The organism is Paenibacillus sp. NPDC058177 (genome assembly GCF_042883835.1).
GTDB classification, from domain to species: Bacteria; Bacillota; Bacilli; order Paenibacillales; family Paenibacillaceae; genus Paenibacillus_AQ; species Paenibacillus_AQ agri.
Genome location: NZ_JBHVVB010000002.1, coordinates 161,542 through 183,092, shown reverse-complemented (window position 1 = coordinate 183,092; position 21,551 = coordinate 161,542). Strand labels below are relative to the sequence as shown.

At 50.0% G+C, this 21,551-nt stretch carries 24 protein-coding genes and 1 pseudogene; 24 read left to right on the top strand and 1 reads right to left on the bottom strand.

The features are described from left to right. Positions 1-7 precede the first annotated feature (7 nt). The 23 genes from spoIIIAC (at position 8) to spo0A (ending at position 20,278) form a co-directional block, all read left to right on the top strand. Entirely contained in the window at positions 8-211 is a 204-nt protein-coding gene (gene spoIIIAC / locus ACFVU8_RS10915; RefSeq protein ID WP_025335735.1) for a stage III sporulation protein AC, read from the top strand. A 12-nt stretch (positions 212-223) separates the two neighbouring features. After that, a complete protein-coding gene (gene spoIIIAD, locus ACFVU8_RS10910; protein WP_066363745.1) occupies positions 224-613 on the top strand; it encodes a stage III sporulation protein AD in 390 nt (129 codons plus the stop codon). 47 nt (positions 614-660) lie between these two features. After that, positions 661-1,887 carry a stage III sporulation protein AE gene (gene spoIIIAE, locus ACFVU8_RS10905; protein WP_387427361.1) on the top strand — a complete coding sequence of 409 codons (1,227 nt, stop codon included), beginning with the start codon at positions 661-663 and terminating at the stop codon, positions 1,885-1,887. A gap of 82 nt (positions 1,888-1,969) precedes the next feature. After that, on the top strand, positions 1,970-2,728 hold the full coding sequence (spoIIIAF, locus tag ACFVU8_RS10900; RefSeq protein ID WP_387427360.1) for a stage III sporulation protein AF: 759 nt from the start codon (positions 1,970-1,972) through the stop codon (positions 2,726-2,728). Between the two features lie 46 nt (positions 2,729-2,774). Further along, the gene (gene spoIIIAG, locus ACFVU8_RS10895; protein ID WP_175373051.1) at positions 2,775-3,416 is read left to right on the top strand and encodes a stage III sporulation protein AG; all 642 of its coding nucleotides are present in this window, start codon (positions 2,775-2,777) and stop codon (positions 3,414-3,416) included. Between the two features lie 31 nt (positions 3,417-3,447). After that, positions 3,448-4,338, top strand: coding sequence for a SpoIIIAH-like family protein (locus ACFVU8_RS10890; protein WP_387427358.1), 891 nt, complete (start codon positions 3,448-3,450; stop codon positions 4,336-4,338). 148 nt (positions 4,339-4,486) lie between these two features. Then, a complete protein-coding gene (gene accB / locus ACFVU8_RS10885) occupies positions 4,487-4,993 on the top strand; it encodes an acetyl-CoA carboxylase biotin carboxyl carrier protein (RefSeq protein WP_175373053.1) in 507 nt (168 codons plus the stop codon). A 54-nt stretch (positions 4,994-5,047) separates the two neighbouring features. Then, on the top strand, positions 5,048-6,391 hold the full coding sequence (gene accC, locus ACFVU8_RS10880; RefSeq protein ID WP_379465660.1) for an acetyl-CoA carboxylase biotin carboxylase subunit: 1,344 nt from the start codon (positions 5,048-5,050) through the stop codon (positions 6,389-6,391). 113 nt (positions 6,392-6,504) lie between these two features. Continuing rightward, positions 6,505-6,918: an Asp23/Gls24 family envelope stress response protein gene (locus tag ACFVU8_RS10875; RefSeq protein WP_175373055.1), complete on the top strand. Its 414-nt coding sequence runs from the start codon at positions 6,505-6,507 to the stop codon at positions 6,916-6,918. Between the two features lie 75 nt (positions 6,919-6,993). After that, entirely contained in the window at positions 6,994-7,533 is a 540-nt protein-coding gene (gene amaP / locus ACFVU8_RS10870; protein ID WP_379465659.1) for an alkaline shock response membrane anchor protein AmaP, read from the top strand. 15 nt (positions 7,534-7,548) lie between these two features. Next, positions 7,549-7,785, top strand: a complete 237-nt coding sequence (locus ACFVU8_RS10865) for a DUF2273 domain-containing protein (protein ID WP_066363711.1) — start codon at positions 7,549-7,551, stop codon at positions 7,783-7,785. A 199-nt stretch (positions 7,786-7,984) separates the two neighbouring features. Then, the gene (gene nusB / locus ACFVU8_RS10860; protein WP_066363708.1) at positions 7,985-8,440 is read left to right on the top strand and encodes a transcription antitermination factor NusB; all 456 of its coding nucleotides are present in this window, start codon (positions 7,985-7,987) and stop codon (positions 8,438-8,440) included. A gap of 404 nt (positions 8,441-8,844) precedes the next feature. After that, positions 8,845-9,702, top strand: a complete 858-nt coding sequence (gene folD / locus ACFVU8_RS10855; RefSeq protein WP_379465658.1) for a bifunctional methylenetetrahydrofolate dehydrogenase/methenyltetrahydrofolate cyclohydrolase FolD — start codon at positions 8,845-8,847, stop codon at positions 9,700-9,702. 9 nt (positions 9,703-9,711) lie between these two features. After that, a complete protein-coding gene (xseA, locus tag ACFVU8_RS10850; protein WP_387427357.1) occupies positions 9,712-11,097 on the top strand; it encodes an exodeoxyribonuclease VII large subunit in 1,386 nt (461 codons plus the stop codon). Beyond that, positions 11,069-11,323, top strand: a complete 255-nt coding sequence (gene xseB / locus ACFVU8_RS10845) for an exodeoxyribonuclease VII small subunit (RefSeq protein ID WP_066363700.1) — start codon at positions 11,069-11,071, stop codon at positions 11,321-11,323. The genes xseA and xseB overlap by 29 nt, the downstream gene beginning before the upstream one ends. After that, positions 11,310-12,254 (top strand): polyprenyl synthetase family protein, encoded by a 945-nt coding sequence (locus ACFVU8_RS10840; protein WP_387427356.1) that lies wholly within the window; start codon positions 11,310-11,312, stop codon positions 12,252-12,254. The genes xseB and ACFVU8_RS10840 overlap by 14 nt, the downstream gene beginning before the upstream one ends. A 97-nt stretch (positions 12,255-12,351) precedes the next feature. Further along, entirely contained in the window at positions 12,352-14,256 is a 1,905-nt protein-coding gene (gene dxs, locus ACFVU8_RS10835) for a 1-deoxy-D-xylulose-5-phosphate synthase (RefSeq protein WP_379465655.1), read from the top strand. 47 nt (positions 14,257-14,303) lie between these two features. After that, on the top strand, positions 14,304-15,203 hold the full coding sequence (locus ACFVU8_RS10830; protein WP_387427355.1) for a TlyA family RNA methyltransferase: 900 nt from the start codon (positions 14,304-14,306) through the stop codon (positions 15,201-15,203). Positions 15,204-15,268: 65 nt separating this feature from the next. Next, on the top strand, positions 15,269-15,742 hold the full coding sequence (locus tag ACFVU8_RS10825) for a hypothetical protein (RefSeq protein ID WP_175373062.1): 474 nt from the start codon (positions 15,269-15,271) through the stop codon (positions 15,740-15,742). A gap of 29 nt (positions 15,743-15,771) precedes the next feature. Then, the gene (gene ahrC / locus ACFVU8_RS10820; protein WP_175373063.1) at positions 15,772-16,221 is read left to right on the top strand and encodes a transcriptional regulator AhrC/ArgR; all 450 of its coding nucleotides are present in this window, start codon (positions 15,772-15,774) and stop codon (positions 16,219-16,221) included. A gap of 55 nt (positions 16,222-16,276) precedes the next feature. Beyond that, positions 16,277-18,019: a DNA repair protein RecN gene (recN, locus tag ACFVU8_RS10815; protein WP_379465653.1), complete on the top strand. Its 1,743-nt coding sequence runs from the start codon at positions 16,277-16,279 to the stop codon at positions 18,017-18,019. A gap of 98 nt (positions 18,020-18,117) precedes the next feature. Further along, positions 18,118-19,260, top strand: coding sequence for a SpoIVB peptidase (gene spoIVB, locus ACFVU8_RS10810; protein WP_387427353.1), 1,143 nt, complete (start codon positions 18,118-18,120; stop codon positions 19,258-19,260). 199 nt (positions 19,261-19,459) lie between these two features. Next, on the top strand, positions 19,460-20,278 hold the full coding sequence (gene spo0A, locus ACFVU8_RS10805) for a sporulation transcription factor Spo0A (protein WP_175373065.1): 819 nt from the start codon (positions 19,460-19,462) through the stop codon (positions 20,276-20,278). Positions 20,279-20,478: 200 nt separating this feature from the next. Here spo0A and ACFVU8_RS10800 read toward each other — a convergent pair. Next, positions 20,479-20,929: pseudogene (locus tag ACFVU8_RS10800) on the bottom strand (DNA topology modulation protein). 97 nt (positions 20,930-21,026) lie between these two features. Here ACFVU8_RS10800 and ACFVU8_RS10795 point away from each other — a divergent pair. Further along, on the top strand, positions 21,027-21,437 hold the full coding sequence (locus tag ACFVU8_RS10795; RefSeq protein WP_175373075.1) for a DUF4362 domain-containing protein: 411 nt from the start codon (positions 21,027-21,029) through the stop codon (positions 21,435-21,437). Positions 21,438-21,551: the final 114 nt, after the last annotated feature.

Below are 21,551 nucleotides of genomic sequence, written 5' to 3'. Positions count from 1 at the left end.
GCCAGGAATGAATATTGAAGTGAATGCCATCTTCCAAATTGCCGGCATTGGCATCATCATCGCCATGATTCATACCGTGCTGAAGCAGATGGGCAAAGAGGATATCGCCCATTGGGTCACAGTCATCGGGTTCGTCGTCGTGCTGTTCATGGTCATCCGCATGCTGGACGGACTGCTCCAGGAAATCAAAACGATCTTTCTTTTTCAATAGGCGCGGCGTGTCATGGAGATCATTCAAGTTGTAGGGATCGGGCTCATGTCGACCATATTGATACTCGTCCTGAAGGAACAGAAGCCGATGTTCGCCTTCCTGCTCACAGCTGCCACAGGAGTTCTGATCTTTCTGCTCCTGATTGGCAAAATCGGGATGGTCCTCTCCACGCTGGAGCGGATCGCCGAATCCTCCGGGATGGAAATGATCTACCTGAAGACCATCTTCAAAATTATCGGGATTTCCTACATTGCCGAATTTGGCGCCCAGGTGGTGCGTGATGCAGGCCAGGAATCGATTGCCTCAAAGATTGAGCTGGCTGGAAAAATACTGATCATGGTGCTGGCCGTGCCCATTATCAGCATTATTATTGAAACGGTCATGAAGCTTTTGCCCGCATAGGGTCTTAAATAACTACGAACGCGAAAGAGGAACAGGGAGGAGAAGCCATGCCGGAGCGCCGCAAGTTTCGCCCTCCGCCGTTCAAAATCATACTGCTTCTGCTCCCCTGCCTCGTGATGCTGTGGTGTGCCGGGAGCGCCGCTGCTTCGCCAGCGCCTACTCCAGCAGGAAGCTCATCGCCGGTGGATCAATGGGTGAAAAGCCAGGTAGAGAGCCTTCCCAAAGATAAAGTGGACAAATACTGGGATCAGCTGATGAAGGATTACGGCGGATTTTTCCCGGACGGGGCCACCCCTTCCCTCATGGATATGCTGCTGCCAGGTGACAAGGGACTCAGCATGAAAGGGGTGCTGTCAGGTCTAGGGGCGTACATGTGGCACGAGGTACTGTATAACGGCAAGCTCCTCGTCACCATTGTCATGATCAGTGTGATGAGCATGATCCTGGAGACGCTGCAGACCGCTTTTGAACGTAAAACCGTCAGTAAAGTCGCGTATACCCTCTGTTATATGGTAGTGCTCGTCATTGCCGTTAACAGTTTCAATATTGCTATCGGTTATGCCAAGGACGCGATCGACAGGATGATTGATTTCATGATGGCGATGATTCCTCTGCTCTTCGCGCTTCTCGCTTCCATGGGGAATATCATCACGGTCTCGGTCACTCATCCACTAATTGTGTTCATGATCCATACGGTCGGCACCTTGATTCACACCATGGTTTTCCCGCTGCTATTCTTCTCGGCCGTGCTGCATCTGGTCAGTTCGTTGTCCGAGAAATACAAGCTTACCCAACTGGCCAATCTGCTGCGCAATATCGGTGCCGGGCTGCTGGGGGTACTGCTGACTGTGTTTCTGGGCGTCATATCCGTCAGGGGCATTACCAGCTCGGTCACTGACGGGGTTACGATCAGGGCTGCAAAGTATATAACGGGAAATTTTGTTCCGGTCATCGGTAAAATGTTCGCGGATGCCACGGACACCGTCATTTCTGCTTCACTGCTGGTGAAGAACGCCATTGGATTGTCGGGAGTTATCATTATTTTGTTCCTCTGTGCGTTTCCGGCAATCAAAATCCTGGTGCTTGCACTCATCTACAATGTTGCTGCCGCTGTTATGCAGCCGCTCGGCGAGACACCAATCGTAACCTGCCTGCAGACGATTGGAAAAAGTATGGTGTATGTGTTCGCCGCCTTGGCTGCAGTCTCGCTGATGTTCTTCCTGGCCGTCACGATTATGCTGACCGCAGGCAATGTCACGGTAATGATGAGGTGAGTGCAGGCGGTGCTTCTGAAGCCGGATTGCAGCAGAGGATTCCGGGATGCAGCATCAGCAGCACACTTTTGGGAGGGAGACGATGACTTGGTTAAGCGATTGGCTGCGTGAGATCATCCTTGTAGTACTGCTGGCGGCTTTCGTGGAGTTGCTGCTTCCTAGCAAGTCCATGGAGCGTTATGCCAGACTGGTGCTCAGCCTGTTGATACTGCTCACCCTGTTGAACCCCGTCGTCTCCTTGCTGAAGGGAGACGCTGCTAAGGAGCTTAGCTTGGCGATGAGTCAGCAAGAGAAGACAGGCGGAATGTTCACAAGCACTGGCAAGGGGACGGATTCGCTGGAAAAGATTTTGGCGGACGGACAGAAGTTAGCCCAGGGCCGTCAGGAGCAGAGTCTCAAGCTGGCGGCCGAGGAAGTAGCTGGACAGATGCGAGATCAGATCGCAAGTGAAATGGGCGTCCGGGGTGTCCGTGTAACTGTCTCGCTGGCGATGGGCAAGCCGCCTGGGGGCAACGGTGGAGACGTCCCGGTGATCTCAGGTGTAACGGTAGCGCTGCCTGCAGCCCAATCCCCTTCAGAGGGGGAGGGAGGTGCTTCCGGCGCAGCGGTCTCCCAGCCGATTGTCATCGCCCCTGTGGAAGCTGTAGAGGTGTCTATAGGGGGAATACCAAGTGCAGCGCCAGCCCAAACCGGGCACACGGGAGTAAAGGGCAGTGTCGACGAGAGCGGGGAGTCAAAGGAAGAAGCAAAGTTAATTACTCAGCTGCTGAAGCAAAAATGGGATCTCGATCCGGAGGTCATCCACATACAAGATCAAAGCGCAGGCGACACAAAGCTGTGAGGTCAAGCATCGACAATATGCCGAACAATGAAGGAGGGATACAGGGATGGGCAACTGGTTGAAAAAGCTGGAACAGTGGGCCGGGGGCGGACAGGGAAGCCCGAAGCGGAGCCATACATTCCGCTGGCTGATTATTCTGGGCTTATTGGGCGCTGCGATCATGCTGTTTAATTCTTTTGTAAATGTGAAGAAGATTGACAGCGAGAATACAGGGCGGGAGCCGCCCGGCTCCGGTAGTTCACAGGCTACTATCCAGCAAGCTGATCCGGCGGTCAGCAATTCTTTTTCCGGCATAGAACAGGCTATGGAAGACCGCACCAAGGAAATTCTGGAGAAAATCGTCGGTGTGGGGACAGTGGATATTATGGTCACAGTTGATTCTACCGAGGAAATCGTCGTGCAACGAGATGTCAAAGACTCTCAGCAGAGCAGTGAAGAGACGGATGCCAACGGGGGAAAGCGCCATACGACGCAGTACACAAGAGACGGCGAGATCGTAACCTACACCCAGTCCGGGGATCAGACCCCGATCATAACCAAGCGGGTTAAACCTCAGGTGCGCGGTGTGCTGGTAGTGGCCAAAGGAGCAGAGAACAAGGTTGTCCGCAGCTTGATTGAGCAGGCAGTCCAGAAGGGTCTGAATGTACCGAGCTACAGGATTTCCGTAGTGCCGCGCAAGCAGGAATAGAAGAAGGAAAGCATAAAAGGAGGAATAAGGAATGAACGGCAAAAGACAAACGATTTGGTTAGTATCGATGCTCAGCTTGATGGTGGTCTTATCCGCGTATTATTTATTCACAGAAGACTCTGGTGCTTCAGTTCCGAAGGAGACGGCGGGCAGCATGCAGGTGGATGGCGCAGCTAAGGGAACCTCCGCAAATACTGCTCTTGATAAAGGCTTCGAGGTCAATGAAGTTGTGACCCAAGGTGATGTTACCGGCGATGTAGATGCTACCGCTCAGACAACAGCACAAGACCCTGCAGCATTAGATGACAGCACAGCAGCAACTACTGATGACAGCAACAAAGCTGCCGATAACAGCAATAATGCAGCAGCTAGCACCGATGCTTCAGACAAGACAACCGATAAATCAGCTGCGGGGGATAAAAAATCTGACGGTAACAAAACAACTGCTGACAGCAAGAACAGCAGCGACAAGAGTACCGATAAGAAAACCGCAGTAGCAGATGAGAAAACACCAGCCAAGAAAGATGCCGATGTCCTGGACGAAGTCGCGTCTCAAAGTGTCTCTGCAAGCAGTTTATTCAACAATTACATGTACGAGCGTGAGCAAAATAATCAGAAGCAATACCGCGATCTGATGGCTCTGATCAACGATATGGATAAGACGCCAGCTGAGAATGCTGTAGCTCAAGAACAGTTGCATGCGCTGGAAGACAAAGAGTCCAAAATCACTAACATCGAAGAGCAGCTTCAACAAAAATATGGCGAGGCCATCGTCAAGGAAGACAGTAACAATTTCTACAAAGTGATCGTTCAGAGTGACAAGCTGGATGTGAAGCAGGCGGTGAGCATTGTAGACCTGGTCATGAAGGAACTTAGTGTCACTCAGGACAAGGTCAGCGTGCAATACGTCTCCCAGCAGTAAACGATGAGAAAAAACAAAGAAAATAGCGAAAGAGCTCGGGTTATCCCGGGCTCTTTCCATTTCTAGCGTTTATGATATAATACTTAAAGTTATCTTGTCCGCGAAGAAGAGCGGTTTCGAGAGAAAGCTGAAGGAGTGAACTGATTTTATGTTCAAATTAAGCGAAATTAAGGAATTGATCAAATTGCTGGACCAGACATCCTCCGTACATGAGCTGGAGATTGACAGCGAAGGAATGAAACTGGCTATCCGCAAACCGAAACGCCCTGAGGCCGACGGAACAGCGGTTCCTTATGCCTATCCTCTGACGCAGCCTGTTCTGCAACAGCCTGTTCCGCAGCAACCAGCGGTCCAGCCAACTGTAATTGAGACACCTGTTCAGGTACAGACTCCGTCTACTCCTGCAGAAAGCACATTACATACAATCGTGTCTCCGATGGTCGGTACCTTCTATAGTGCCGCATCTCCTGAAACGCCGTCGTTTGTATCTGTCGGCGACCGTGTCAATGCCAAGACAACAGTATGCATTATCGAAGCTATGAAGCTGATGAATGAACTGGAAGCGGAAGTGAAAGGCGAAATCGTATCCGTTCTGGTCGAGAACGGCCAGCTTGTGGAATACGGCCAGCCGCTGTTCTTGGTTAAACCGGAATAATATGCCGTAAATCATGCGGAGCTAAGGCTCCGCAATACTTTTGGGAGGAAACGCATGAACATTCAAAAAGTGCTGATTGCCAACCGTGGAGAAATAGCGGTCCGCATTATCCGGGCCTGTCGTGAACTCGGCATTTCCACCGTGGCGGTCTATTCCGAGCCCGACAGGGACTCACTGCATGTCCGTCTGGCAGATGAGGCCTACTGCATTGGACCGATGCCATCCAAGGACAGCTATCTGAACTTTACTAATATTATGAGTGTTGCCACGTTGACCGAATGCGATGCTATCCATCCGGGATACGGATTTCTCGCGGAGAACGCTGATTTTGCGGAGATTTGCGAGTCTTGCAATATTACCTTTATCGGGCCTTCCCCGGAAGCGATTACGCGTATGGGTGACAAGGCTGTGGCGAAAGACACCATGAAGCAGGCCGGAGTTCCGGTTATCCCGGGTTCTGATGGCCTTGTGGGTGATGTAGAGGAAGCTGTAACGCTGGGCCGTGAGATCGGGTATCCGATCATCGTTAAGGCAACAGCGGGCGGCGGAGGCAAGGGCATCCGGATTGCTGAGGATGAAGAATCCTTGGTGAAGCAGATTACTGCAGCCCAGCAGGAAGCACAGAAAGCCTTCGGTAACGCCGGAGTCTATCTGGAGAAATTCCTGACGGGAATGAAGCATGTCGAAATACAGATTATTGCTGATAAGCATGGCAATGTTGTCCATCTGGGCGAACGGGACTGCTCTGTGCAGCGTCGCCGTCAGAAATTGGTGGAGGAAGCGCCTTGCGCCGTACTGACACCGGAAATTCGTGAGGCCATGGGTGATGCGGCCGTACGTGCGGCGCTTGCCGTGAACTATTCCGGAGCAGGTACACTGGAATTTCTGCTAGGTCCGGATGGTAATTTCTACTTCATGGAAATGAATACCCGGATTCAAGTTGAACACCCGGTTACAGAAATGGTTACCGGTGTTGACCTTATCAAAGAAATGATCTCCGTAGCTGAAGGCAATCCGCTTTCCTTCAAGCAAGAGGATATTGTCATTAACGGCTGGTCCATTGAATGCCGGATCAATGCCGAAGATCCTGAGAAGAATTTCATGCCTTCACCGGGCAAAATCGGCTTTTATCTGCCACCGGGTGGTCTTGGCGTTCGCGTAGACAGTGGCGCTTATCCCGGGTATACCATATCGCCATTCTATGATTCCATGATTGCAAAGCTGATTGTCTGGGCACCGACCCGCCAGGAAGCTATTGCGAAGATGAAGCGCGCTCTGGGCGAGTTCGCGGTGGAAGGTATTCATACGACGATTCCGTTCCATCAAAAACTGCTTGAACATCCTGTGTTCTTGGACGGGAATTTTGACATTAAATTCCTGGAAGAGTATGAAGTTTAGGACGACTTTGCTTTGTTTGTCATAAAGTTCGCCAAATGATATAGTATGTTTAATAAGAGACGTGCTTTAAGCTTGAAATCATGAACAACATGTTGAAAGGTGTGAAGGCTAAGATGAGTACATTGCCGACGGAATTCGAACGGACGGAAATCGGTGAAATCCAAATTGCCCCGGAAGTAATCGAGGTAATCGCAGGTTTGGCTACAGTAGAAGTTAAAGGTGTAGCCGGTATGAGCGGTGGATTTGCTGGAGGAATTGTGGAGCTTCTCGGACGCAAGAACCTGTCCAAAGGTGTGAAGGTAGAGGTTGGTCAACGCGAGGCAGCGGTGGATGTATCCGTAATCATCGAGTACGGCAACCGTCTTCCTGAAGTGGCGGCGGAGATTCAGCGCAATGTTAAGCGTTCCATCGAGACCATGACTGGACTTACCGTTGTGGAAGTCAATGTTCATATTCATGATGTGCAGTTCAAGAGCACCACTGTAGAAAAGAACGAGGATGTCGAAGCCGTGCTTCGCGTGAAATAATAGCCACCCGTTCTTCTATAAACCCCCGACAGCAACGTCGAGGGTTTACTCTAATTTAAGGAGGTTATGAGACTCGTGGCAAAAATTTTGGACAGGCTTCTGCTGTTCATCTACAGCCTTAGCATCGGAATATTATCTGTAATTGCCATCCTCCTCTTGAGCGGAGCCATCCCCAGAACGGTGGAGATTAAGGATGGGCCGGCAGTTTACATTGTTGCGATCACGATCTCAGTGATCCTGTTCTTGCTCAGCATTCGTTTCTTCTATATCTCCATGCGACGCGACCGGGCAACTTTGCCTTCGGTGGATCAGCGCACAGAGTATGGGGATATCCAGATCTCCATGGAAACGATTGAGAACCTCAGTCTCAAGGCTGCCGGTAAGGTGAAAGGCATCCGCGATCTGAAGTCGCGTATCCGCGTCTCTCAGGCGGGTCTGGAAATCATGATCCGCGCGGTAGTGGACGGAGAGCATTCGCTCCCGCTGCTGACCACGGAAGTTCAGCGTCAGGTGCATGATTTCGTGCAGGAAACGACTGGCATACCGGTCGCGGATGTGTCCGTATATATTGCCAACCTGTCACAGTCTCCAAGCTTCAAAAGTCGAGTGGAATAGAGGTGGGTTTCCCCTATGTCCTGGAGAGAAGTATGGGAAAGTCACGGGGGTAGGATCGCCGGAGTCTCCTTCGGGGTCATTCTCGGTTTGATTTATTTGATTAGTGGTTTTTGGGATATGCTGTTCTTTGCACTGGTAGTGTTCATCGGATATACGCTTGGCAAAAGGAAGGACGATCACGCGCAGTCTCCTATGGTTAGATGGCAGGAGCTGGTAGAGTGGTTGTCTGGACGCTGGCGTCCTTTCAAATGAACCGCGATAGTCTTTCTCCCGAAGCAGGAATTGCAGGTCTGTTGATGTTCGTTGCCCCGGAAGAAAGATCACGCGGTTTTTTTGTGGAGAGAAGGCTCTTGTCGCAGTTGCGATAATATCTGTGTCCTATATAGGGATAGAATGTGCTGAATTTGGGCTTAAAATAAAGATATGCGAAACAAGATTTTAGGAGGAACACATGAAGAGACGTTTAGCTAGAGAAATTATTGTACAAAGCCTGTACCAAATGGAAATGAATGATGTGGACAGTGCTGAGGCGGTAGAAATGCTGCTGGAAGAAGCTTCGGAGGAGAATGAGACGGAACGTGTCATTACCGATGAGATTGAACTGAAGCACTATGTAGTAGACCATGTGAATGGCGTTTGGGAGCACAAGGTAGCGATCGATGACATGCTGGAATATTACTTGAAGGGCTGGCAAATGAGCCGTCTGTCGCGTGTGGACCGCCAAATTTTGCGTCTGGCGACTTTTGAAATGGTATTCGCAAGCGATGTTCCTGCCAAGGTCTCCGTCAACGAAGCCATTGATCTGGCCAAGCATTTCGGTACCGAGGATTCCGGCAAGTTCGTCAACGGGGTACTGGGTAAGATGATTCAGGAATTGGACACACTCAAAGCGGATCATCTTCAATAATTGATTTAACGTTGAGGATGCTAATTTAGCAAGAAACAGGTGAATGTATGATTTAGGAGCATTATCGTATGCTAAAATGTTCTACTTTAGTCTTAGAGAAGTAAAGCTTTTAGATTAATTACGGTTATTGCTCTTAATGTACATTACACACCGGAATTCCCAAGTTTTAAGGTGGAATATTGCCTTTGTTCCGAAACTCAGCATTGCAAGCTCAGGTTTTGAAAGCACGCCATGTTTTGCGTAGAGCTATTAACTTTTTTTAAATAAATTAAGCTGGAATTAGGAGTTATCTTTAGAATCAGGAAAGAACTTTAATGTTGACCTCTGATTTTGACTTGAGCCCCAAAACAGGTTCAATTTATAATATAAAATCAATCAAAGCCTACCAAAGAGGAGAGATTTTCATGACAGCAGCAATCATCAGTGGTAAACAAGTATCCGACGAAATTCGCATCGACATTGCCCGGGAGGTTGCTGGGCTCGTGGAACGCGGGGTTAAGCCAGGCCTTGCCGTTGTGCTTGTAGGGGAAGATCCAGCATCGCAAGTATATGTTCGCAATAAGGAGAAATCCTGCATTAGCTTAGGCTTCCATTCCGAAGTACATAGACTGGATGCCTCGACTTCGCAGGAAGATCTGCTGGCACTGGTAGAACAGTTGAATCAACGTGATGACATTGACGGAATTCTTGTGCAATTGCCATTGCCGGGACATATCGAAGAAAAAGCCGTTATTGATGCGATTGCTGTGGAAAAGGATGTTGACGGTTTCCATCCGGTGAATGTGGGTAATCTGGTTATTGGCGATGATAGCCTTCTTCCATGTACACCTGCTGGTGTCATAGAGTTGATCAAGCGTACGGGAACCGAGATTTCCGGTAAGCATGCCGTGGTTATCGGTCGCAGTAATATTGTTGGCAAGCCGGTATCCCTGCTGTTGCAACGTGAGAATGCTACGGTTACTATGTGTCATTCCCGTACAGCTAACATTGCGGAGCTCAGCCGTCAGGCTGATATCTTGGTAGTCGCGATTGGACGTGCTAATTTCATTGATGCATCCTTTGTGAAGCCGGGCGCTATCGTCATTGATGTCGGTATGAACCGTTTGGACTCTGGCAAACTTGCCGGTGACGTTGACTATGAAAGTGCGAAAGAAGTTGCTGGCCATATTACACCCGTACCGGGCGGCGTGGGCCCTATGACGATTACGATGCTGATGGGGAATACGCTGATTGCAGCGAAACGCCGTCACGGACTGGAATAGGTAGGAATCATGGCGGCAGAGCGGCAAGTCTATTCCATTAAGGAACTTAACCGTTACATCCGCATGAAGCTGGACTCGGATCATCTTCTGTCGGATGTATGGATACGTGGTGAAATCTCCAACTTTACACATCACGGCAGCGGACATATGTATTTCACACTGAAGGACGAGAGCAGCCGTATCAAGGCGATCATGTTCGCGTCCCACAATCAGCGTTTACCCTTTGTGCCAAAGGAAGGCTCCCGGGTTATTGCCAGAGGCAATGTGACTGTATATGAGCGGGATGGGCAATACCAGTTCTATGCAACGCACATGCAGCCGGATGGCATTGGCAGTCTGTATCTTGCTTATGAACAGCTGAAGGCAAAGCTGGAGCAAGAGGGGTTGTTCGCGGCGGAACGCAAGTCTCCACTACCAAGGCTGCCTCGCTGCATCGGGGTCGTAACTTCCCCGACCGGCGCAGCCGTGCGGGACATTATGATCACGCTTCAGCGGAGATACCCGCAAGCCGCAGTTGTGCTGTACCCGGTGACGGTGCAGGGCAAAGGCGCTGCGCCTTCCATCGTAAAGGCGATCAAGACACTGAACGCTATGGGTGAAGCAGACGTCTTGATCGTTGGCCGCGGTGGTGGCTCCCTGGAGGAGCTCTGGGCGTTCAACGAGGAGATCGTCGCCCGTGCGATTGCGGCATCGGATATTCCGGTCATCTCGGCCGTTGGCCACGAGACCGATTTCACGATTGCCGACTTCGCCGCCGATCTCCGGGCGGCGACGCCTACAGCGGCGGCGGAACTGGCGGTGCCGCATGCCGCCGAGCTGGCGGCGCAGCTTCGCCAGCAGCAGCGCAGGCTGCGCCAGGGGCTGCAGCGGCGCGCCCAGCGCGGGCGCGAGCGGCTGGCTTCGCTGCAGCGGTCGCCGGTGCTGGTCAACCCGCGCCGGTATCTGCTGCAGCATACGCAGCAGCTCGACATGCTGCGCCAGCGCCTTTCCAGCGCGGCGGATGCGCGCCTGCGGCGCGCGCGCGAGCGTGAAGCGGTGCTGCGGCACAGCCTGCAGCGCTTCCATCCGCGTGATGGCGTGGTCGCCGCCAGGCAGCGCGCCGAAGGCTTGCGCCGCGAACTGATCGGCGCCATAGGGGCACGGCTGCGGGACAAGCGCTCGAGCTTTGTGGCGGAGATGCGCCACCTCGACGCGCTAAGCCCGCTCAAAGTCATGTCGAGAGGCTACAGCCTCGTCTACGATGAAGGACAACAGCACTTGGTCAAGTCGCTTAACGATGTAGCGCTCGGTGACCTTGTGGTGGTCAAGCTGAATGATGGTGAACTGAATTGCCAGGTATGGGGAATGAAGGAGGATGGCAAAGACGATGACAAAGGAAGCGGAACTGGATTTTGAAGGAGCGATGGACCGTCTGGAGGAAATCGTGCGGGAGCTTGAGCACGGCGATGTCCCCCTGGAAAAGGCCATCGATTTATTTCAGCAGGGGATGAAGCTGTCCCAGCTGTGCGGTAACAAGCTTGAGCAGGTAGAACGCAAGATTGAGATGATAGTAGAAGAAGACGGCGAACTGCGCAAGAAGCCGTTTGGCGGTCTGGAAGGGGTCGGCGATGAGTCCTTTTGACAGCAGTCCTGAAGGGAACGCCGGGGAGCCCCTGCGGGAACCCATTGAGTCCTACATTGCGATAATTAATGATCTGGTCACTACAGAATTGGAGACCACCATCCCAGAAGCATGGTTTGTCCCCGATAACTTGCATAAGGCGATGCAGTATTCGCTGATGGCCGGGGGCAAACGCCTGCGGCCACTGCTTGTCGTCGCGGCTTGTGAAGCACTGGGTGGATCTCGAACTGCAGCGCTGCCTGTGGCCGCAGCCATCGAAATGGTACATACGTATTCACTGGTGCATGACGACCTGCCAGCCATGGACAATGATGATTACCGGCGCAGCAAGTTGACGAATCACAAGGTGTTCGGCGAAGCGACAGCCATTTTGGCCGGAGACGCACTACTGACCCACGCGTTCTACAGTATTGTACAAGCTACGCGGCGCCATGGTATTCCGGCGGAGAGCTCGCTTGCCATTGTAGAGGAATTGGCTGAAATGGCCGGTCCCCGCGGAATGGTCGGCGGTCAAGTGGCCGACATGGAGGGTGAGCAAGGCTTGACCAACTTAGAGCAGCTTCGCTACATCCATGAACACAAGACTGGCGATCTGTTTATTTTCTCGCTCTTGGCCGGAGGACGGATCGCGGGCGCAGATGAGCAGCAGTTGGCTGCCCTACGGGAGTTTGGAACAAATATTGGACTGGCCTTTCAGGTTCAGGACGATATTCTGGATCTGATCGGCGACGAAGGCAAGCTCGGCAAAAAAACAGGCAGTGACATCGAGCAGCAAAAAGTCACTTATCCTTTTTTTATCGGGATTGAGGCTTCGAAATCCGAGGTGGAGCGATTGACGCTGGCAGCCCGTAAAGCCGTGCTGGGCGGCGGTTTCACCGACGCCAGCAGGCTGCTGGAGATCGCCGATTATCTCATGAAGCGGGATCATTAGAATCAAATACGGAAACGGCTGTACTTCGACAGCCGTTTCGTTTGTGTTATAATGGGATTTATATATTTTACAACAACTAGGAAAGCGGGGAATACACGTGCTGCTTCCACAAATAAATGAGCCTGCGCAGTTGAAAATGCTATCAATCGAAGAACTCGGTGTTCTTGCGGAGGAAATTCGTCATTTCCTGATTGAAAAGCTGTCTGTAACCGGAGGGCATCTTGCATCTAACTTGGGAGTCGTGGAGCTCACGCTGGCCCTGCATTACTGCTATGATAGTCCCTGGGACAAAATGATATACGACGTTGGGCATCAGGCTTATGTCCACAAAATATTGACTGGTCGCAAGGATCGCTTCGATTCGCTGCGCAAGCACGAGGGGCTCTGCGGATTCGTCAAGCGATCTGAGAGTGAGCATGATGTCTGGGAAGCCGGACATAGCAGCACCTCGTTGTCAGCAGCCATGGGCATGGCGATGGCCCGGGATTTGAAAGGCGAAGACAACAAGGTGATCGCAGTGATCGGCGACGGAGCTTTGACAGGCGGTATGGCTTTTGAAGCACTGAATCATATTGGACACGAAAAGCGTAAACTAATGGTAATTCTGAACGACAATGAAATGTCCATTGCGCCGAATGTCGGAGCGATGCACAATTATTTGAGCAAGATCCGTTCAGACCGCCACTACTTGCGCGCTAAAGACGAAGTTGAAGGACTGCTCAAGAAAATCCCTGCCATCGGGGACCGCCTCGCCAAGACGGCGGAGTGGGTGAAGGACAGCCTTAAATATATGATGGTTCCTGGTGTTCTTTTTGAAGAGCTGGGCTTTACTTATCTTGGACCTGTAGATGGCCACGATCTGGAGAAAGTGATCGAAGCCTTCCACCAGGCCGATAATGTCAACGGCCCTGTGCTTGTGCATGTGCTTACTACGAAGGGTAAGGGCTACAAGCCAGCGGAAGCCGACTCTTATAAATGGCACGGGATTTCTCCTTATAAGATCGAATCCGGCCAGGTGCTTAAAGCGGTCGGCAATCCGATGTACACCGAAGTATTTGGCAAAACGCTGATCGAGCTGGGCCGTGAAGATAAGCGTCTGGTTGCCGTTACGCCTGCAATGCCAGGCGGATCTGGTCTGTTCCCGTTTGCCAAGGAATTCCCGGACCGGATGATTGATGTCGGCATTGCTGAACAGCATGCTGCTACTCTTTGTGCTGCATTGGCGATGGAGGGTATGAAGCCGGTATTCGCGGTCTATTCCACCTTTATGCAACGGGCCTATGACCAGATTGTGCATGATATTTGCCGTCATAATGCAAATGTCATGTTCGCGATCGACCGGGCCGGTTTTGTCGGCGCCGATGGGGAGACACATCAAGGGGTATATGATATTGCCTTTATGCGTCATATTCCGAACATCGTACTGATGATGCCTAAGGATGAGAATGAGCTGCGCCATATGATGAAGACGGCGATAGAGTATAATGACGGCCCGATTGCTTATCGTTATCCACGGATCAATGGCACGGGTGTTTCTCTTGATGAAGAGCTGCACACCATACCGATTGGTACCTGGGAACGGGTGCGTCCGGGAGATGAATACGCGGTTGTAGCCTGTGGACCAATGATCCAGCTTGCAGAGGAAGCAGCAGAGCTGCTGAAGCGTGAAGGTATTCAGGTTGGCGTGGTCAATGCACGTTTCCTGAAACCGATGGACAACTCGATGCTGCTGGACCTCGCTCATGCCGGAACAAGCATGGTCGTACTGGAAGAAGCAAGTCAAGCCGGCAGCTTGGGCAGCGCTGTGCTGGAATTCTACGCGGAGCATGAACTATACGATGTCAGAGTTCATCCAATGGGTGTGCCGGACATTTTCGTGGAGCATGGTTCGATCAAAGATCAGCGCCAGGTTGCGGGACTTACCGTTGAAGCACTGTGCAAACGTATCAAGTCGATGATCGCTCTGCGCGCCTTTTCTTACAAGAACACTTCGTCTTCCTGAGAAGACCGGAAGCTGCAATTGCATCCTTTGTACAATGGGAGATGACCATGGAACACCGTAAAGAACGGATAGATGTACTGCTCGTGGAGCAGGGGTATTTTGAAAGTCGTGAAAAAGCCAAGGCCGCCATTATGGCTGGCCTAATTCTCGCGGATGAAGAGCGGATCGAGAAGCCGGGCATGAAGGTGCCGCGCGAATCCGTGCTGAAGGTCAAAGGGGCTGTCCATCCTTATGTTAGCAGAGGTGGGTTGAAGCTGGAGAAAGCACTCCGTACCTTTGGGATTGATCTTACCGGACGGAATATGCTGGATATTGGTTCTTCCACCGGAGGGTTTACGGACTGTGCGTTGCAGAATGGTGCCAGTCATGTCTATGCCATTGATGTCGGCTACAACCAGTTGGACTGGTCGCTGCGCAACGATGAACGGGTGAGTGTTATGGAGCGGACCAACTTCCGTTATATGACGCCCCCGGACCTTAAGGGGCCAGTGCCCGATTTTGCCAGCATCGATGTATCATTCATTTCCCTCAAAATCATTCTCCCGCCGCTGATGGCGCTGTTGAATCGTCCGGCAGATATTGCCGCGTTGATCAAGCCGCAGTTTGAAGCAGGGCGGGAGAAGGTAGGGAAGTCGGGCGTAGTTCGTGAGCCTGCTGTACATAAGGAAGTGCTGGTCAATGTGCTTTCAATGGCAGCCGGACTGGGCTATAGTCTTCAGAACCTGACTTTCTCGCCGATTACTGGCGGTGAGGGCAATGTGGAGTTCCTGGCTCACTGGCGGCTTGAGCCGGTTAGCGAGACTGCGGCAGTGGAAGCCGGAGAACCATCTGCTAGTGTGGAAGCTTCGTCTGCTGACGTCAGCTTTGCTGTGCTGGCCGATAAGGTCATCAAGGAGGCTAACGCCACATTTAGTGTCAATACAACTCATGGAAACTCACGACGGTGAGTTTCTTTTGTCATTGGGGAGGATTTTGCAGGGGGACGCGCGAATAAATCTCCGAGGTGATGGATATGGCAGGTAGCTCTGACAAGATCGTCATGACGGTGATTGGGATCGCGGTTGCCATTGGCTTGTTATACAGATTGTATGTATGGCTGGAGGGCTCTCCGCGTTCATTAATAAAAGATAAGATTCCGATAAATAAGGATATTCTCCCGCACCCGGCCATCGATTATCTGGAAGAGGCTGGGTACGAGGTGATTGGCGGCAAATTGAAGATTCCTCTGTCATTCCGGGTCAATGGAGCGGCGATGTACAGCAGGATATTTATCGATTATGTTGCTGCTAAAGAGGACGGGTCCTTCTATATGGTGATTCTTGCCCGCCCCCGCAAGCCGCTGGATTTCACCGGCAGCGGGCTGCGTGATTATTTGCTGCCTTATCTGCTGATCTACCCCGAATGCAGCGGTGTGCTGTATGTCAATATGGCGGCTGCGGCAATCCATGTGATTGAGCTCGGTAAAGACGATGGTGAATCCAATTAAGCTTAATTTTTTAAATACGGGAGGCAACAATGAAGGGACAACGACATATCAAGATTCGTGAGATTATTACGCAAAAGGAAATAGAAACACAGGACGAGCTAGTTGAAGCACTGCGCGACGCCGGTTTTCAGGTAACCCAGGCTACGGTGTCTCGTGATATCAAGGAGCTCCTGCTGATCAAGGTGCCGATGGATGACGGCAGATATAAATATTCACTTCCAACGGACCAGCGTTATAATCCGGTTCAGAAGCTCAAGCGCGTGCTGGTGGACAACTTCGTACAGATTGATTTTTCCGGTAATTTGGTTGTAATGAAGTGTTTGCCCGGTACGGCAAATTCCGTCGCCGCTTTGATCGACAATATTGATTGGCCGCAGATTATGGGAACCATTTCCGGGGATGACACCATCCTCATTATTTGCCGCCAGCCCGAAGACAGCAAAACGGTGATTTCGCAGATTATGGGTTATATTTCGTAATCGTAAAGCATTAATCAACAGCCAATGGCATGACTTTTCGGAGGTGTTTCTTTTCGTGTTAGAAACGTTATCAATCCGCAATTTGGCCGTCGTGGAGGCGGTGGATGTTCATTTTTTCCCTGGATTTCATGTGCTTACCGGTGAGACCGGTGCAGGTAAATCCATTATTATTGATGCGCTGGGTCTGATTGCCGGCGGACGCGGGTCCGGTGATTCCATTCGTTACGGCTGTGAGAAGGCAGAGATGGAAGCCTTGTTCAGTCTGCCCAGCAGTCATCCGGTGTGGGAAACGCTGGACAGACTGGGCATCGGGGCACAGAAGGAGGAGCACCTCATCATCCGGCGTGAGATCACCTTGCAGGGCAAGAGTACATCACGTGTGAACGGACAGATGGTCAACCTCAGCATGCTGCGGGAAATAGGGGAACAATTGGTCAACATCCACGGCCAGCACGAGCATCAGAATCTGCTGAAGGCGGAACGCCATCTCGGATTGCTGGATACTTACGGCGATGCGATTATTGGGCCGCTTAAAGCGGTGTATCAGGAGCGGTATACCGCTTTTGCTAAGGTGGAAAGAGAACTACGGGAACTACAGGAATCCAGTCAAAAGGCATACCAGATGCTGGACTTGTATCGTTTTCAACTGGAGGAGATTTCTTCGGCGGCCTTAAAACCGGGAGAAGATGAATTACTTTCCGAAGAAAGGGTCAAACTATCCCACAGTGAGAAAATGATGGATTCCGTATCAGGTGCATACGAACTGCTGTATGATCGTCAGGGACTGGAATCGATTGGAAAAGTCATTTCAAGGCTGGAAGATGCCGTTCGTTATGATGAAAAAGGCTTGAAGAGCATTCTGGAGCAGCTGCAGTCTTCCTATTATCAATTGGAGGATGCGGCCTTTCAGCTTCGCGACTACCGTGAAGATATCGAATTCAACCCACAGCGGCTGGAGGATATCGAGAACCGGTTGGACCTGATTACCGGCTTGCGCCGCAAGTATGGGGACAGTGTAGAGCAGATTCTGGCTTATTATGAACAAATTCATCGGGAAACCGATTTATTGGAGAATAAGGACGAGTATCTTGAGAAATTGACTGCGAAGCGAGATGAGCTGCTTGCAGTTTTAATGGATGCAGCTGTTGAGCTAACCGAGGCAAGACGGATCTGTGCGGACGATCTGGCAACCCAGGTGGAAGGCGAATTGAAGGATCTGCAGATGGAGCGGACCTCACTCAAAGTCAGATTGGAGACGCTCGAGGACCCACGGGGTATTGAATATCAAGGCCAGCGTATTCGCTTAACGAGACAAGGGATCGACAGTGCGGAGTTCATGATCTCCCCAAACCCCGGGGAGCCACTGCGCCCACTCGGCAAAATCGCCTCTGGCGGTGAGCTGTCGCGGATTATGCTGGCGATGAAGAGTATTTTTGCCCGGACCGACGCCATTCCTGTACTGATCTTTGACGAGGTGGATACCGGTGTAAGCGGCCGTGCAGCACAGTCCATAGCAGATAAGCTGTTTAAGCTGTCTTCTTCCTGCCAGGTGTTCTCCATTACTCACTTACCACAGGTTGCTTGCATGGCCGATCATCAGTACCTGATCCGTAAAAAGGTGGAGGATGAGCGGACCATGACCGAGGTAGAAGCCCTGACCGAGGATGGACGGGTAAAGGAGCTAGCCCGGATGTTGGGTGGCGTGGAAATTACCGAAAAGACACTGCATCATGCGCAGGAAATGCTTAATCTGGCGGGGGCCAGCAAGGCTGCGCAGGGTAAGCGGGACAATGATTGACAGTAATAAAAGCCTGGGGGCAAGGTTATCTTATAGGTACGCAATTGGCGACCACCTTTTTCGTCAAGCGAAAGAAGCAAAAGGGAGCGTGACAGCCATTGAAGCCGAACCTCAGGAAGTTAATGCCCGGCCTTTTACTTGCCTTCTTTCTCAGTTTATCAGGCATAACGGGACCCGTCACAAGCTTTGCCTCTTCACCAGAGCGTGAGCCTAACCAGGCCAAAATGGTGCAGAAGGGAATTGATCCGGAGCTAAAGGTTATTCCGGGGGGACAGACGATTGGTGTGAAGGTCAAATCTGCAGGCGTGCTGGTTGTCGGGCATCACATGGTCCAGACTGCACAGGCCTCCAAGATTTCACCTGGTGAGAACAGCGGGCTGCTGCCCGGAGATCTGATGACCTCGATTGACGGTGTGAAGCTGGATGAAGTGTCCAAGGTAGCCAAGCTTGTGGAGCGTGCCGGTAAAGCAGGCGAATTCCTCAATATTGTGTTTAAACGAGGCGGCAAAGAGCATACCGCCAAGCTCAAACCCGCCTACGACCGTAATGACAAGGTGTGGCGCCTTGGACTTTACATCCGGGATTCAGCAGCAGGGGTAGGTACCCTGACCTTTTATGCTCCCAAGCAAGGAGTGTATGGTGCACTCGGGCATGTCATCACCGACATGAACACAGGGACACCCATTGTTGTCGGCAGCGGCCATATTGTGCAGTCCAGTGTAACCTCGATTTCCAAGAGCCAGGACGGCGATCCCGGTGAGAAAAGAGCTCATTTTCTCAAGGAAAGCCAGGTTCTCGGAAACGTGGAGAGCAATACGGATTTTGGCATCTTCGGCAAAATGGATCGTAACCCGGAACACAGCCTCTACAAAGAGCCGATTCCGATTGCACTGAGCAATGATGTGAAAGAAGGACCGGCGCAGATCCTGACCGTTGTAGACGGCCAGCAGGTGGAGCGTTTCGATGTGGAGATCATTCATGTAGCTAAACAGCAGGTTCCAGCCACGAAAGGTTTGATTCTGCGGATCACCGATCCTCGTCTGCTCGACAAGACCGGCGGGATTGTACAAGGAATGAGTGGTAGCCCTATTGTGCAGGATGGCCGTCTGATCGGTGCAGTCACCCATGTATTCGTGAACGACCCTAAATCCGGCTACGGCTGCTTTATCGAATGGATGCTTAGGGACTCCGGAGTAGCCAGTCAACAAAATAGCTTCCCACAATATCTTAAGGCCATCTAGCCTTAAGATTTTTTGTCGAAGCTGACCGAACTACATCGAACCTTGCAATAAAATATTTAATTATAATCTAACCCCGAAAAAAAATAAAGAAAAATAATTTTCGACAGAAGGAAATTCAATCCAGATGTCGAAAACGTAAGGGAGAGAAGACAAAATTGTTATTTTCGAATAGCAGGTATAAATAAGGAGGAAGCAGCCAGTGCAGAATATTGAAATATTGTTGGCCGATGATAACCGGGAATTTACGAACTTGCTAGCCGAATACATTACAGAACAGGAAGACATGACTGTAACGGGCATCGCGTACAATGGGGAAGAAGTGCTGCATATGCTTAGCGAAACACGTAAAGTTCCCGATGTCCTTATTCTTGATATTATTATGCCTCATTTGGACGGACTGGGTGTGCTTGAGCGTCTACGCGAAATGGACCTGAATCCGCAGCCCAAGATCATTATGCTGACAGCTTTCGGGCAGGAGAACATTACTCAAAGAGCTGTGCAACTGGGGGCATCTTATTATATTTTGAAACCGTTCGATATGGAAGTTCTTGCGAACCGGGTGCGTCAGTTGGTGGGAGTCCAATCTAATATTACCTCTTCCTCTTCTTCCGGTATGTCGGGCTTCACGGCTTCAAGATCTAATGTGGTGCCATTATCCAAAGGTAAGAACCTGGATGCCAACATCACCTCCATCATCCATGAGATCGGCGTACCAGCCCATATCAAGGGATATCAGTACCTGCGTGAGGCGATCACCATGGTGTACAACAACATCGAAATCCTGGGTGCCATCACCAAAACGCTCTATCCGGCCATCGCTGAAAAGTTCAAAACCACACCTTCCCGCGTTGAACGCGCCATCCGCCACGCCATCGAAGTGGCCTGGACCCGTGGTAACATTGACAGCATCAGCCACCTGTTTGGCTATACCATTAATATCTCCAAATCCAAGCCTACTAACTCGGAGTTCATTGCGATGGTGGCTGATAAGCTGCGGATTGAGCATAAGGTTTCTTGAGAGGGTTAGAATCTTTGCGTAGCAAGGGATTGTGGAGAATATGTCGGTGTTTTTGGTAATGCAAAGATACCGATAAATATCCGAGATGTTGTGTTCTAAACCGATAAATGTTTTTATAAAAGGCTATAAATCACCGCTGTTTATTGGGTTCGTAAAAAATCCAATGAAGGGCGGTTTTTTGTTATGCCGGTCTTCGATTTTCAAGTGGACAATTTCATGTTATTTTGTTTCTCAAGAAATTGTTTAACTTCTTTTGGGGATTTTAAGATAATGACTACCTTTTCTTTAGCCAAATCTTCTAAACTTATTAAAATTTCCTGGTTTTTTAGTCTTCGGGTATTCCCATATCCATTTTAAAAACTCAATAGAAAATCGTTCTTCGCAACCTGCTCCCATATCTGGTCTTCTTTTATTTCGATATTTAATGATTCTTTTAAAAATACGAAAGACGCATATTGTTCTTGGAAGATCAAGAAAGATAATTGTATCAGCTGCATTAAGTTTTATCTACATTGTTCCGCTATAATTCCCGTCAATAATCCATGTTTGCCTCTTAACCAAATTATTTTGCACTATTCTTTGTTAATCTTTTGGTACACCCACCCAATTAGGTTTCCAAAAAAGCGAATCGAGATGATAAACATCTATCATTAACTGGGTAATGATAATAATCTATGATAGAGCACGTTATTTGTGCTCTGTCATAATTTTTTTTTGTTTAATATATAATTTAGTAGGGGGTGAGTATGTGAAAATACTAAAATCTCTTATATTACTATTCTTAACTTTAATTTTCGTAGTTGGTTGTTCAAATTCAATGAATTCAAAAGATGCAATAAAAAAGGGATACGTAGTTTATGTAAATTCAGAAATTTTTAATAGTGAATACCTTGATGACTTTGTAAAAGATTTCAATAATAAGGTAGAAACAGAAGTTAAATTGGCGAAGTATACAGATGAAGGAGACCCAATCTTTCATAGCCTTGTGTATAGAGACAATCAAATTGTATATACGTATGACAGTAGATCAGACAATAATGGTAAAAAAGAAAAACTGAATACGACTTGCTCAAGCCTAATAAATAAGGACAATATTTATTATTTGAGTGGTTGCGCTAACGGAGAAATTGGTCAAAGATTTAGAGCTAGACAAGAATAAGATATTAATTTTTAGAAATCTGAGTTTTGGCAACTTTTTATATGGTGTTTTATGCCTTCTTTGTTGTCTGAATCTTGTTGACATTAATAATACAGGAGATTACCTCAGCAGCTT